Below are 14,804 nucleotides of genomic sequence, written 5' to 3'. Positions count from 1 at the left end.
GCGCGTGCCAATGGTTATGTGCGTAGCGAAGGTGCTGTGGTCTTGTTATTAGCACCCTTGTCAGTAGCAATCGCCAATAACAATAGAATTCACGCCTTGTTAACAGGCTCGGCAACCAATCATGGCGGTATGGCGGCTGGTGTGACTGTGCCAAATCCTGAGCAGCAAGCACGCTTGTTGCAAGCGGCTTGGCGTGATGCAGGTATTCAACCTCGTGTACTCAGTTATGTAGAAACGCATGGTACTGGTACGGCGCTAGGCGACCCGATTGAGGTACAAGGCATAAAACAAGCTTTTGCCGATGATGGTATTAGCTCCGAAAAACTTTGCGGTTTAGGGGCTGTTAAAACCCAGCTAGGTCATTTAGAGGCGGCGGCCGGTATTGTAGGCTTATTAAAAACAGTGTTATGCCTAGAACATAAGCAGTTACCTGCGTTATTGCATTTTCAACAGTTAAATCCACATATCGAGTTAGACAATACGCCGTTTTATTTAACGACGGAGAAACAGGCATGGTTAGCCAATAGTTATGGTCGAGTGGCCGGTGTCAGTAGTTTTGGTTCAGGTGGGGCTAATGCCCATGTCGTGGTAACCGAATATCCTGCGACAGTGCATGAACAGGACTGGCGCTCTGATGCGGTGTTTGTGCTATCAGCAAAAACGGCTGAAGCCTTAAGTCGATATGTTGAATGCTATTTGGCATGGCTAACTAGCGCTGAAAGCATAGCGGTTAGCTTAAGCCAACTCTGTTTTACGTTGCAAACGGGTCGGGTAGCGATGGCGCATCGTTTAGCGATGCATGTGAAAGACAAGCAGGAGTTAATTTCTAAGCTCAGGCAGTTTCAGCAAGCTGTTACGCAAGACGGCGTTTATTATTCTCATTATAAAACCAGCCGACCTGAACACTATGACAGCACCGAGACGACGATAGCCTCGGCTTTAAGCGAGGGTAACCTCGATAAACTCGCGTTGTTATGGGCTTTAGGCGCAAACATAACCTGGTTAGCGCTCTATCCTGACAGAAAACCACAATGCGTGAGTTTACCGACGTATCCATTTGCGAAACAGCGTTATTGGTTACCAGGTACACCAATACCTGAGCAAGATGCTATCACTGAATACCAGCCTCAACCGTTAGTGTTAGCACCCGTGTGGCAGCACCATGAGGTTAAAACGACAATGCGTTTTGCTGAACAGCTCATCGTGTTAGATGCTGAGCGTGACATGCAAGCGCTTATTCGTCAAGTTGATGACAAGGCGGTATTTGTGTCATTAAGCGAGGTAAGTGTTAATAACCCTAGCTCGCTTTGTCATTTGCTGTGGTTTGCACCTAGTAGTCTGGCTGTTGATACTATCGCTGCGCAAGAACAAGGCGTGTTAACCGTGTTTAAACTGGTTAAAACCCTGATTGCCCAAGGCAGGGCAGAAAAAGAACTGATAGTAACCTTAGTCACTACACAAACCCAAGCCGTGTTCGCGTCTGAAGCGGTACAGCCAGCTCATGCAGGAATTCATGCGCTAGCCGGTGTTATCGCGAAAGAATTTCCGGCTTGGCGAATACGGTTATTCGATTTGGAACATGGGGTGACTATCCCGGTACAGGAGCTGTTGAATGTTGAGTTGAGTACCACGGATAGCTTGGCGTTCAGGACAGGTCAATGGTTTCAACGGGTTTTTATCCCTTTGAGAGCTGGGCCAGATAGCGCGCCGGTTTATAAGCAACGTGGTGTTTATGTGGTCTTAGGCGGTGCTGGCGGCGTTGCTACAGCATGGTCAGAGTATGTCATTACGCATTATCAAGCCCAACTTATTTGGTTAGGGCGGCGGCCTATTGACGCCGAACTTGAACAGCGTTTAAATCGTTTAAGCCAGTTAGGCCCTAAACCTTGGTATATCAGTGCCGATGCGACCGAGCTAGCGTCGCTAACCCAGGCATATCAAACGATAAAAGCACGTTTCCCGGTTATAAATGGCGTGATTCATGCGGCAACGGCTGAATTCGATGACAGTTTAACCACCATGTCAGAAGCGCATTTTTCGCTCGGTATTGGCGGCGAAAATAACGACCTCGATGCATTTATTAACTGTATGTGCCGAAGAAGAACTAGATTTTCTGCTATTCCTGTCATCAACGGTTGCCTTAGATAAGACCGGCGGTTTAAGTGGTTATGCGGCCGGTTGTGCGTTTGTCGATGCGCTAGCGCTAAGCGAATCCCATCGTTATCCGGTTAAAACGCTTAATTTAGGCCACTGCGCTATCGGCACGGGCGCACGATTAAGCGATGCGAGCAAAACTCGATTGGCGTTAAGCGGGATTAGGCCATTAACAATGGATGATGCAATGCCTGCGTTGGCTAGTTTAATCGCTGAACCTCATAGGCAACTGGCCTTAGTTAAAACACTTTATCCCGATACGCTGCCGTGGTTAGACGCCTCGTTAAGCTATTATCATGACGACCAAGTTCACCATGCGAGCATTCAACTGGCTGAATGGGTTAAGTCGGAATCAGCAGCAACACTCGCAAACCTTAGCCCATCATCGATTTTCCAGCATAGTCAATTAGAGCAAGACTTAATCAGGTTATTAGCGGATTTAGCGCAGGTTTTAAACTTTAAACAACTAAAACCTCAAGGTTACTTGGCGCGTTGGCTAGCGGCGAGTCAACACTGGTTAACTGGGCAGGTATCTACGGCAAAAACATTAGAGCAGGTTTGGCAACACTGGCAGCAAACGCTTGCCCAACAGGGCTATGCGTCTGATTTAACAGCGGCGCTAGCCCTAGTCGAGACCTGTATGCGTGCGTTGCCTGACATACTGGCTGGAAAATGTGTGGCCACCGATGTCATGTTTCCTGGTGCTAGCATGGTGTTAGTCGATGGTATTTATCAAAACAATCGCGTGTCGGATTATTTTAATGCGGTATTGGCTGAAACCTTGGTTAAGTTTATCCAGACCCAAACGCCAGGCCGGACACTGCGGATTCTGGAAATAGGCGCAGGCACAGGTGGTACAACGACTCGCGTATTAGCTAGGCTTAATGACTACCGTGACGTTATTGCCGAGTATTGTTATACCGATGTCTCTAAAGCTTTTCTGTTTTTAGGCCAAGAACGCTTTGCCGCCGATTATCCGTTTTTAGTGACTCAGCGTTTAGATATAGAACAGCCGCCGGGAAACCAAGGTTTTGCGTCTTATGCTTATGATGTGGTGATTGCCACTAATGTATTACATGCGACGCGCGATATTCGCCAAACATTAGCTCATGCTAAAACCTTGTTACGCGGCAAAGGCTTATTGTTACTGAATGAAATAACGACGCCTTCGTTATATGCCCAACTCACGTTTGGTTTATTAGAAGGCTGGTGGTTAAGCGCTGATGATGTCTTGCGGGCGCCTAACGCGCCGATTTTATTAGCGCAGCGTTGGTTAACCGTATTAAATCAGCAAGGTTTTAAGCAAGCCTGTCAAATCACGCCAGACGCCGTTGGTTTAGGGCAACAAGTATTCGCGTCGCTTAGTGACGGTCTTATCGTAACGCCATCAGTTTCGGTTTTAACTCAATCTCCAGCAGAATCGGTCACCATGACAGCAGAATCCACACAGACGACAGCAGCGGTTTTAACCACTGTGACGGCAAAGATTAAAACTATTGTAGCCGCCGTTTTGCGTATGCGGGTAGACGCGATAGATACTAACGAAGCCTTAGAAGCTTACGGTATTGATTCTATTTTAATCGTGCAAATGACCAATCGTTTACGCGAGGTTTTTGCTGAGATTAGCCGCACAGTGTTATTTGAATGCCAAACGGTCGCGGCGTTGGCTGAGTATTGCGTTAAGCATTACCCGGCGCAAGCGGCCGATTTGCTGGCGTCCAATCCAGCGAGTACGCCCACTAATACGACAGTGACTCCAACCATTCAAGCCAAACCAGCGCCTAAAAAGCTAACCTCCGAGTCTGAGGCGATTGCGATTATTGGCATGAGTTGCCGTTTTCCGGGGGCTGATACGGTAGAAGCCTTTTGGCAGTTATTGCAAAGCGGAGGCGATGCGATTACCGAAGTGCCTAAACAGCGTTGGGCCATAGACGATTTCTATTTAGCCGATATTGAGCAAGCGATAGAACAAGGTAAAAGCTATTGTCGTTGGGGCGGATTTATAGACAATATCGACGCTTTCGACGCGCAGTTTTTTAATATTTCGCCTAAAGAAGCGATGACCATAGACCCGCAAGAACGGTTATTTTTACAAACGGCGTGGTCAGCGTTAGAAGATGCCGGCATTACCCGCGACCAGTTGCAACAGCATTACCGTCAGCAAGTCGGCGTGTTTGCCGGTATTACGCGCACCGGCTTTGATTTATTTGGTCCTGAATTATGGCAAGCGGGTAAAACGCTTTATCCGCATACGTCGTTTAGTTCCGTCGCGAATCGCTTATCGTATTTTTTAAATCTGCGCGGGCCTAGTGTGCCGGTCGATACTATGTGTTCATCGTCGTTGACGGCGATTCATCAGGCCAGCCAATCGTTATTAAACCATGAGTGTGATTTGGCAATAGTCGGCGGTGTCAATATTTATCAGCATCCGTCTAATTATGTGTGGTTAAGCGCACAACGCATGTTGTCTAAAGACGGTCGTTGTAAAAGTTTTGCGGCCGGAGCAAACGGTTTTGTACCCGGTGAAGGCGTGGCGGTGCTGGTGTTAAAACGCTGGTCAGATGCGTTAGTCGATGACGACCTGATTTACGCAAAGATTCGTGCAACCCATATCAATCATGGCGGTAAAACCAATGGTTACACCGTACCTAACCCTTTAGCACAAGCCGAATTAATCCAGTCTGCGTTAAATAAAGCCGGTGTTAATGCCCGCGCCGTCAGTTATATCGAAGCGCATGGTACCGGTACCGAATTAGGCGACCCGATTGAAATGACGGCATTAACCCAAGCGTTTAGCGAAGATACCAGCGATAAAGGTTTTTGCGCTTTAGGTTCGGTGAAATCGAATATCGGCCATTTAGAAGCAGCGGCCGGTGTCGCGGGTGTGATTAAAACCGTGTTGCAATTACAGCATAGTCAAATTGTACCCAGTCTTCATGCTGACTCGCTTAATCCGCTGATTGACTTTGCCAATACGCCGTTTACGTTAGCTAGGCAATTAAGCGATTGGACGCAACCGGTGCTAAACGGTGTTGAGCAACCCCGTATTGCTGGTGTATCGTCGTTTGGTGCAGGCGGAGCTAATGCGCATATAGTATTAGAAGAGTATCAAGCCCAATCTAGGCAAACGCTAGTAAAACCAGTCGTTGCACTGGTGTTATCGGCTAAAAATAAAGACCGATTAACCGCGTATGCTGAACAGCTGTGCCAGTTTATCGAATGTCACCGTGCTGTGTGTTTAGCGGAGCTGGCTTATACCTTGCAAATAGGCCGCGAAGCGATGACGGAACGCTTAGCCTTCACAGCGGCATCAACGACAGAAGCGCTAGAGAAATTGCGTGCGTTTTTAGCCGAGTCTGAGGCTGACTATTATGTTGGCAGTAGCCAAGCGCATAAATCGGTAATTCAAGTCTTGTCGGACGAGCCGGGTATTGAACAAACCTTAGCGCAATGGTTTGCCCATCAGCGTTTTGATAAGTTATTAACTTTATGGACACAGGGATTAAAGGTTGATTGGTCTGCGTTTTATCAGCACGAACCGGTTAAACCTAAACGTATTAGCTTGCCAACGTATCCGTTTGCGCGACAAGAACACCGTTTGCCGAGCGTGCAAGCGGTTAAACCAAAATTAGTTGAAACTACCACCGCCGTTCAACACGCCATACCTAATGTTCAATTATCGCAGCCGGTTACGACTAGCCTTGTATCGAACACGTTGAGCAAACCATCGGGTATCACGCTAACAGCTGTGTCTGCTGTGCCTACGCAGTTTAACGCTGCGCTTACGCGTGGTTTACGGCAATTAACACCGTTACCGCAAATGCTTAGCCACTCTGAGTTATCAAACACACAGCAAGTCAGGCTGCATTCCCACACAGAGCATAGCAACGATGAACGGGCTACCGCGATTATTGAGGTGATTAATCAAGGCCAAGGGATTTATCAGTTGGCTATATCAACGGCAGCCGATGGCTTTAACGTTGAGTCTTTATTTATCGATGCCGTGCAGTTTTTGCTGACCGACGCTGAAAATATCAAAGTATTGGTGTTATCGGGTTTACCTGTCTTGGAAAATAACACTGCTATTCAACGCCTTAGTGATTTATTAACTCAATTATCGGTGCCGGTGATTGTGGTTGAGCCGCGAGCGTTTAGCTTGTTAACTCAACGCTTACCCAAACTCGTTTGGTTAACAGCGAGTTCGGTAGAGCAAGCGTTAACCTTAGCGGTCATTATCGCTGACGTGTCGCGCTTAGCATTAACCACGTTAACCCAGCATTTTATTCAGCAACATTTTAGGCAACGAACGGATGTTGTTCTTAGTGCTGATTGGCCTTTAGCGTTAATTAAGACTGATACCGTGTTAGCTAGCCATGTTGTTTTGTCTGAATTAGGGGGTGCAAAACCTGTAGCGTTAGCCTCTGAAGTGGTGAGTTTGTGCCGCTATGATAACGGCATTGCGTTGATAACACTGGCCGATAAACGCGCTAAAAATACCTTTACGCCTGAGTTTGTCGATGGCGTGTTAATGGCGTTTGCTGATATTGCTGAAGCTCAGTGTGATAAGGTCGTGGTGTTAACCGGTTTCGAGCAGTATTTTGCCTGTGGGGGTACGCAGCAAGGCTTGTTAGCAATACAACAAGGGCTAGCGAAATTTACCGATGAACAAAGTTATTGCGCACCGTTGTTTTGCGAGCTGCCGGTGCTTGCCGCAATGCAAGGCCATGCCATTGGTGCTGGTTGGGCGATGGGGCTGTATTGCGATGTCAGCCTATTCAGTGAAGAAAGCCGTTATCAAAGTCCTTATTTACGCTATGGCTTCACACCGGGTGCTGGCTCTACCCTGATTTTTCCGCAAAAGTTAGGTAAGGCGTTCAGCTTTGAGATTTTATATTCAGCGCAAACCTATACCGGTCATGAGTTAAAACAACGCGGTATTAGCCAAAGGGTTTTACCTAGAGAACGCGTTTTGCCAAGTGCATTAGCGATAGCTGCCGCATTATGCCAAATGCCGCGTGCGCGTTTAATCGCCGAAAAGCAGCAACGCGTGCAGGAGTTGCGGCAACAATTGTTTACCGTATTTGCTGAAGAACTGGCTATGCATGATAAAACCTTTGTGCATAATCCTGAGGTTATTGCCAAGATTAGCCAGCATTTTGCCCAAAGCTTAAGCGACGCTAATAACCGCACTCCCAGTTATGGGTTAAAAGCTCAGCCTGCAACGCCTAAACCTAGCAGTAATGAGTTGTTTAATGAGTTGCGTGCGAGTTTAGCAGAAGAGTTGTATTTAAAGCCCGATGCGATTGACGCAACGGCAGTCTTTATCGACTTAGGCATGGACTCAATCAGTGCGGTAACCTGGATTCGGAAATTAAACAAACGTTTTTGGCGTTCAATTGGAAGCAACGTTGATTTATCGTTATCCGCAGCTCACAGCGTTTGCCGAGTTTATCGCTGGGTTGGTTAATCTTAAACCGACCGCTTTACCGACACTGGCAAGCGATGACGTATTGACGCAGTTACGGCAAACACTAGCGGCTGAACTCTATTTAGTTGCTGAGCAAGTTGATGACCACGCGGCGTTTATCGATTTAGGTATGGATTCAATTAGCGCGGTAACATGGATTCGCAAAATCAATAAGCAATTTGGCTTAGACTTAGGTGCAACCAGTATTTATAGTCATCCCAATTTACGGGCATTTACGGCGTTTGTGTGTGCAAGCTGTGGCCAAGACAGTGTATTAACACTTGAATCTGATAATGAGCACGCTACGCCCGTTGAACCTATACCCACCGAAGTGAAACTCACGCCTCAGTTAATGCGTGTCTTTTCTACTCAAACCGCACCGCCGGTTGTAACTAATACAACAAAACCCGATAAACCAACACCCCCTGCGATAGCTGTGATTGGTATGGCCGGACAATTCCCGCAAGCGGAAAACTTAGCCGCTTATTGGCAGCATCTGGCTGAAGGTAACGATTGTGTGATTGAGATTCCTGCCGAGCGGTTTGACCTACACGCGTATTACCATCCAGACCGACAAAAGCCGGGCAAAACGGTTTGTCCACGCATGGGCGTGTTAACCACGGCGGCATTATTTGATCCGTTGTTTTTTAATATTTCACCGTTTGAAGCGGAATTAATGGACCCGCAGCAACGCTTATTCTTAATGGCAAGCTGGCAGTGCATTGAAAATGCCGGCATTAACCCGTTGACGTTATCGGGTCAAGCTTGTGGTGTATTTGTTGGTTGCGAAGAAGGCGATTACGCGAAGTTATTAGATGAGCAAGGCTTAACAGCGTCTGCGTTATTGGGCGAGTCGCCCGCGTTATTACCGGCGCGTATTGCCTATTATCTAAATTTAAAAGGTCCTTGTTTAGCGATAGATACGGCATGTTCATCAGCGTTAGTCGCGCTCGCTCAAGCCTGTGATAGCCTGTTATTAGGCCATTGTGATTTAGCCATCGCCGGCGGCGTGTATGTGATAACAGGGCCTGAAATTCACGTTAAAATGAGTCAATCCGGCATGTTGTCTCCCGATGGTCGTTGCTATGCATTTGATAGTCGTGCCAATGGTTTTGTACCGGGCGAGGGTGTGGGCGCGGTCTTGTTGAAGCGCTTAGACGAGGCTGAACGCGACGGTGACCCGATTATCGGCGTAGTTCGTGGTTGGGGCGTCAACCAAGATGGTAAAACCAACGGCATTACCGCACCTAATCCTGAGGCACAAGCCGATTTAATCAAACAAGTGCAACAGCGTTTTTCAGCTTAACCCTGAAAGGATTACGATGTTAGAAGCGCATGGTACCGGTACACAGCTAGGCGACCCGATAGAAATCGATGGTTTACGCACAGCTTTTAGTGGGGTACAGCGCAAACAGTACTGTGCATTAGGTTCAGTCAAAAGCAATATCGGTCATACCGCAACAGCAGCCGGCATTGCGAGTTCGCTTAAAGTTTTGCTGGCGCTACAACAGCACTACATTCCACCTACGATTCATTATCAACAGCTTAACGAGCATATTAAGTTAGAAAACACGCCGTTTTATATTAACGACCAGGGTAGGGCGTGGCCTAAAAGTTCTGAGCCTCGTTATGCGGCGGTGAGTTCGTTTGGTTTTAGTGGCAGCAATGCGCATGTTGTTTTTAGTGATTACCCGGCTACACCCACATCGATAGACGCTGTTCAGCAGCCGTTAGCCTTTGTGTTATCGGCTAAATCCTTCAATCAACTCATTGATTATGCAAAAAATTTATATGACTATCTAAACGCTGAAGCAAACCTCGATTTAACGGCATTAGCGTATACGCTGCAAATGGGACGCGCCGAGTTTAACCAGCGTTTTGGCCGTTATCGCTAGCAATATTGACCAATTAAAACAAGGTTTAATCGCTTTTTGTCAACAGCCCCAGTCTAAACATCTCGCTTGTTTTTATGGTCAGGTTGACGGTAGCCAATCGGTTAGTATGGGTAACAACACCAATGACCAACGCGAATTAGCTCAGCATTGGGTCAACGGTGCCGTGGTTGATTGGCGGCGTTGTTATGCTAATCGTGTCATTACGCGCTTATCTAATGTTCCTGGTCATCCGTTTGCGTTAAAACCGTATTGGCCTGCTAAAAAACCAGCAACAGCTTCGCTAGCGGATTGGCAGCCCGCGCCGCTGCCTAACTATGATTGGACGCAACGTGTTGCATTAATCAGTCGTTTACGCTGTTTGGCAATCGTCGCTGATGTCGAGCAACAAGCTGATTATCAAGCATTCGTCAGTCAACTCAATAGTGCAACCGGTGTTAATGTTGAGTTAACCTTAAGCTATTACTTAGCCAAGCAAAGCATTAAAGACACGGCGTATCCGCTGGTATTGTTGATTGATTGTGCTAGTACTCGTTCAGCGTTGTTTGATGTGTTAACACACTGCACACAACCGGTACAGGTGTTATGCGTTACCGATACAAACCCGCAAACACTTTGCGAGCAAGCCTTCAACACCTCTCATGTGTGGCATATTGTCGATATAGCCAATCTATCGGAGCAATCCGCTATGCAAGTGTTATTCAGTGAGTTATTGGCTTATAACGTAGGGTTGCCATTAACACCGGGGGTCACACAAATTGCTTACCGGCAACAGCAGCGTTGGTTAAAAACTAAACGGCAGGTTGCTGCAGGACTCGAAACCGTAACGCCTGAGCTGCATTCCCACGCAGAGCGTGGGAACGAGAACTGGCCAGAATTGCATTCCCAGGCAGAGTGTAGCAACGATAACTCAATGATAATTAACCAAGCATCCGGTTATTTTATTGCTAAACGTTGGCAGCCTTTGGCGCTTACAGAGCACTCCGCTGTATTTACCGCGAGTCAAGGCTTGTATCTAGTTAATTCAGAGTCACTCGCTATCGTCAACACCTGGTTAGGCGTCACTGCGTCAGCGCAACGGGTTATTGTAGTGGACAATAAGCAGCCGCTTCATGTCGATGTGGCAAGCTATCAAGATATTCGCTTTGTCATTGATTTAAGTGATTGTTTTCTTGAGCCTCAACAACATAGTGGCGAGCCGGGTTACAAATGGTTGTTTTATCAGAATTTAATTGCTCATAGCCCCGCGTTAAAACTGGTTTATTTAACCTTAGGCTTACAAACTTACCAAAATTCAAGCCCTAGCTTAGCCGGTGCTAGCTGGGCGGGGTTGGTTAAAATACTTAGCGCCGAATATCGACATGTTCAGGCTAAACATATCGATATAGATGCCAAGCTTTGGCAAGACGCTCATGCATTATGGCAACACATCATGGCTGAGTGCGCGGCTGATTCTGAGCATACCGAGCTGTGTTATCGCGCTGGTCAACGTTATGTGCCTTATTTACTTACAGAGCAACCCTTGCCTAAGTCGCCTAGACTCACACTATCGCCAACCGGTGTTTATGTGATTACCGGCGCAACGCGTGGTATTGGTTTGGAATTAGCAGAATTTTTAGCTGAGCAAGGTGCTAAACATTTTGTGTTGTTAGGTGTGACACCATTACCGCCACCATCCGATTGGTCACGTATTATTCTCGAAACTTCGGATGCAGCACTGAAAAATAAACTGCTTGCGCTACAACGCGTGCTGGCAAAAGTACCTAATAGTCGAGTAGTGACGATACCGTTAACCGAGCTAGACCCGTTAACACAGTATTTCACGACGATAAGACAAGAACTCGGTGAAATTAAAGGTGTTATCCATTGTGCCGGTGTTTATTCTGATGCGACTAAACCTGGGTTTATCGAGAAAGATTTAAATAACGCACTCGCAGTATTCGAGCCGAAAATAACCGGTATACAAAACCTACACCAATTATTCCAACACGATAAGCTAGAATTTATGTTAGCGGTGACCTCGTTAACCGGTGTGATGCCCAGACTCGCGCGTGGTGCGGCTGATTATGCGTTGGCGAATGCTTATGTAGACTTTTTTTATGGCGTATCATGCGGCGCGTGGTAAGCCTTATCTGTCAGTCTCTTGGTCGGATTGGCGGCAAACCGGCGCGATTACGCGGTTATGCGAGGCTAGGCGTAACCGCGTTGACGAGATTTTCGCTGCACTAGGCTTGAAAACCTTTAGCAATAGTGAAGGGCGTTATTTGTTGGCTTCGGTGTTAGCGAGTGCTCAGCGTGGTTGGGTCTTCCCAGCATTTATCGATGCAACTGCATTTGCTGAACAACAGCCTGTTTTATTAACTGTCAATGTCACTAAAGAGTCGCCACAGCTACAGTCGTTAATCAGCCAATTACCCCAATGGGAATATGAGCAACGCCAAGGTCAGGTCTTTGACATTAGCCGATTAACCGCGCTGATTGATTTAGACGAACTCAAAACTTTAGCACCGGAGTTCATACAGCGTATTTATGCATTGATATTTCCAGATGAATTTGGCTCGACGTCTGGGCAAGAAAATGCGTTATTGCAAACAATCACTGACACCGTTATCGAGGTATTAAAGCTAGAGCAGGTCGATACAGCTCAGCCTTTACAAAACTATGGCTTAGATTCGATTACGGCGATGGTACTCGCGACGCGTTTAGAAAAGCGTTTAGGGCAACCGGTTAAACCACGCTGGCTAATTGATTATGCGACGATAACTGCATTAGCCGCACATTTACAAACCCAAGAGGCTAGCGTATGACGACGGTAGCTGAACTATTAGGTTTACAGCGCAAGCCGCAACCGGCAACAATCAGTTTTAGTTTATTGTTTTTTTCCGATGTTAGAAAAGAGCTAACCGATGCGGAAAAATATGCATTTATGCGTGAACTCACACTGTTCGGCGATAGAGAAGGCTTTACTGCCGTGTATTTGCCTGAGCGTCACTTTCATGAGTTCGGTTCGATTTATGCAAATTCGGCTGTCGCCGCAGCTTATTTAATTCCGCAAACCCAACGTATTCGTTTTAGAACCGCCGGTATTTCGCTACCTTTACATCATCCGGCGGAAGTCGTCGAGTGGTGGGCGATGAATGACGTATTATCAGGGGGCAGGGTGGATTTAGGCTTTGGCTCCGGTTGGCATAAAGCGGATTTTATCTTAGCACCTGACCATTACCACGACCGGCGGCAGCTATGTAGCGAGACCATTCCGGTTATTCAACGCTTATGGCGCGGTGAAACCGTTGCGTTTCCAGGGCCAGGCGGTGAGTTAATACCTATTACTTGCTATCCAAGACCCGTACAAAAAGACGTCGCAGTCTGGTTATTAGTCACGCAAAATGATGAAGGCTTTATCCATGCAGGTAGACAAGGCTATAACGTGTTTACGATGTTATACGGTAATAATCTCGAGGCGATGGCGAAAAAAATAACGCTGTATAGACAAGCGCGGGCTGAAGCCGGATTAGACCCGGCGTCAGGTATTGTGACGTTAATGCTGCATACCTTATTACTACCCTCGCTAGAAACCGTGCAACAGGCGGTAGAACAACCGTTTAAACACTACATTAAAAGCGCACTCGACGCCCATGTAGAAGCCGCAGTCCAGCAATCCGGCGGTATTACGCCTAGCGAAGACGAAAAATCGAAAATGTTAGATTATGCGTACCAGCGCTATTTTAAAACCGGAGCGCTGTTCGGTACGGTTAGCGACGGTCGGCGCGTTGTGGACGAGGCGATTAAAGCCGGTGTTAATGATATTGCGTGTTTATTGGATTTTGGTGTTGAACAGTCGGTGGTTTACGACTCGCTGAGGTATTTGGCGGAGTTGGTTAATGACTACCGTTAATTTTCTCGTTCCCACGCTCTGCGTCAATGCCCACAGTTAAGAAAAAACCATTAACACCTAGTGTTACGAAAAATTTATTAGGTTTAGATATAGGATGCGCTGAGGTACGAAGCGCATCTGTCGAGTCTTCACACGATTGATGCACCTCCTTTCGTCGGCATATCCTATAGTTATCTCATTGAAATGTCGTGATAATTCTTTAACTTAATGGTAATGACGCAGAGCATGGGAACGAGGAAAACACGACCGGTAAATTTAAGGTCTTGTTGCTAGAGTAGCAGCAGCTGCTGCTCTTTCTGCACTAGGCCCATGTTGAATGGTTAAAGTTGCAGAGCGAATAATCCCGTCGGGTTTTCCAGCTGGCGTATCGATATCTTGGTGGCAACATCCAGCAGTAAGAACTTCTACTTGATGCGTACCTGGGCCCACGCTTGCAAAAAACATGAACGATGCCATGTGTGGCGGGTCAATACCAGCAAAAAAACCATTTTCAACAACATTAGGCAGCCAAATAATGGGTGAATTAAATGATGAAGCTATTGGATAGCCGAGACTAATAAAAAAATCTTTAGAATTCCAATGCCCATTCATAGGCTTGCCGTCGACTCTGACTTGAAACACCATGGCATTATCGTTTGGCTGAGCATTCACACTTAAATTCACTAATACACAAGAACTAGGCTCAGAAACTGTTTTAAAACTTGTCGAAAAAAGCGGCGCTGGGCTGAATCCTCCTATAGGATAATAAACACCATTTTCTATACCACCGGAATAATCGCGAGTAGGTGAGTAAATGGTCGAGCGGCCTATTGCTTTAGCTTCTGTCATCTCAGTGCTATTTGCACAAGCATCAGGTAAAGGGACATAAGTGTCATCAAGAGTATCCTTCAGCGCGGCTAAAGAATTTTGGCTGCTGAACAAGGCCAGTGTAGCGACTAAGGCAGTGATTGCATATATTTTATATTGCTTGCTTTTCATGGTGTTATCTCCAGTTTTATTGTTGCAATGAGGCGTTTATTGGCTGAAATTCCCCGGCTATCTTTTAGGGTGAATTGCAGACGAATAAAGTCTAAGCGAGCGAGCAAACGCGAGCAGTGACTTTTGGCCTTGTCAATTAGGAACAATTACCAGGAGGGTAAGAACTGTTGTATGGTTTTTTGATGCGGAAACAACTAACCGGAGAGTTGTGTGCAGGAGAGCTGCACGCAAGGTTCGGAGGGAGAAGAGAGAAATCTTCTCTACCCCTATCTGTCGACTCTTCACACGATTGATGCGCCTCTTTTCGTCGGCATATCCTATAAAATTTATTAACCTAATGGCAGTGACGCAGAGCGTGGGAACGAGAAATTAGGTTTAGATATAGGATGCGCTGAGGTACGAAGCGCATCTGTCGAGT

The 14,804-nt window shown here is 46.8% G+C and carries 8 protein-coding genes; 7 read left to right on the top strand and 1 reads right to left on the bottom strand.

Translation table 11 applies throughout. The annotated features are described in order from the left end of the window. Positions 1-18 precede the first annotated feature (18 nt). The 7 genes from VZ94_RS22045 to VZ94_RS02265 are packed head-to-tail and all read left to right on the top strand — an operon-like array spanning position 19 to position 13,408. Entirely contained in the window at positions 19-2,148 is a 2,130-nt protein-coding gene (locus tag VZ94_RS22045; protein WP_052700131.1) for a KS-MAT linker domain-containing protein, read from the top strand. Then, entirely contained in the window at positions 2,072-7,621 is a 5,550-nt protein-coding gene (locus VZ94_RS02280; protein WP_052700130.1) for a beta-ketoacyl synthase N-terminal-like domain-containing protein, read from the top strand. The genes VZ94_RS22045 and VZ94_RS02280 overlap by 77 nt, the downstream gene beginning before the upstream one ends. Then, positions 7,551-8,927: a type I polyketide synthase gene (locus tag VZ94_RS22040; protein WP_052700129.1), complete on the top strand. Its 1,377-nt coding sequence runs from the start codon at positions 7,551-7,553 to the stop codon at positions 8,925-8,927. The genes VZ94_RS02280 and VZ94_RS22040 overlap by 71 nt, the downstream gene beginning before the upstream one ends. 16 nt (positions 8,928-8,943) lie before the next feature. After that, on the top strand, positions 8,944-9,516 hold the full coding sequence (locus tag VZ94_RS22035) for a KS-MAT linker domain-containing protein (RefSeq protein ID WP_052700128.1): 573 nt from the start codon (positions 8,944-8,946) through the stop codon (positions 9,514-9,516). Then, positions 9,500-11,638, top strand: coding sequence for a KR domain-containing protein (locus VZ94_RS22030; protein ID WP_052700127.1), 2,139 nt, complete (start codon positions 9,500-9,502; stop codon positions 11,636-11,638). Before VZ94_RS22035 ends, VZ94_RS22030 begins: the two co-directional genes overlap by 17 nt. Further along, the gene (locus tag VZ94_RS02270; RefSeq protein ID WP_045778000.1) at positions 11,613-12,320 is read left to right on the top strand and encodes an acyl carrier protein; all 708 of its coding nucleotides are present in this window, start codon (positions 11,613-11,615) and stop codon (positions 12,318-12,320) included. The genes VZ94_RS22030 and VZ94_RS02270 overlap by 26 nt, the downstream gene beginning before the upstream one ends. Next, positions 12,317-13,408, top strand: a complete 1,092-nt coding sequence (locus VZ94_RS02265) for a MupA/Atu3671 family FMN-dependent luciferase-like monooxygenase (RefSeq protein ID WP_045777999.1) — start codon at positions 12,317-12,319, stop codon at positions 13,406-13,408. The genes VZ94_RS02270 and VZ94_RS02265 overlap by 4 nt, the downstream gene beginning before the upstream one ends. A 255-nt stretch (positions 13,409-13,663) precedes the next feature. On the opposite strand, the gene VZ94_RS02260 is transcribed toward VZ94_RS02265, so the two are convergent. Continuing rightward, positions 13,664-14,386 carry a hypothetical protein gene (locus VZ94_RS02260; RefSeq protein WP_045777998.1) on the bottom strand — a complete coding sequence of 241 codons (723 nt, stop codon included), beginning with the start codon at positions 14,384-14,386 and terminating at the stop codon, positions 13,664-13,666. Between the last annotated feature and the right edge of the window lie 418 nt (positions 14,387-14,804).

The sequence above is a fragment of the Methylocucumis oryzae genome, assembly GCF_000963695.1.
GTDB classification, from domain to species: domain Bacteria; phylum Pseudomonadota; class Gammaproteobacteria; order Methylococcales; family Methylomonadaceae; genus Methylovulum; species Methylovulum oryzae.
The sequence above is the reverse complement of the archived record's forward strand: the minus strand, read 5'-3'. Positions and strand labels throughout refer to the sequence as shown.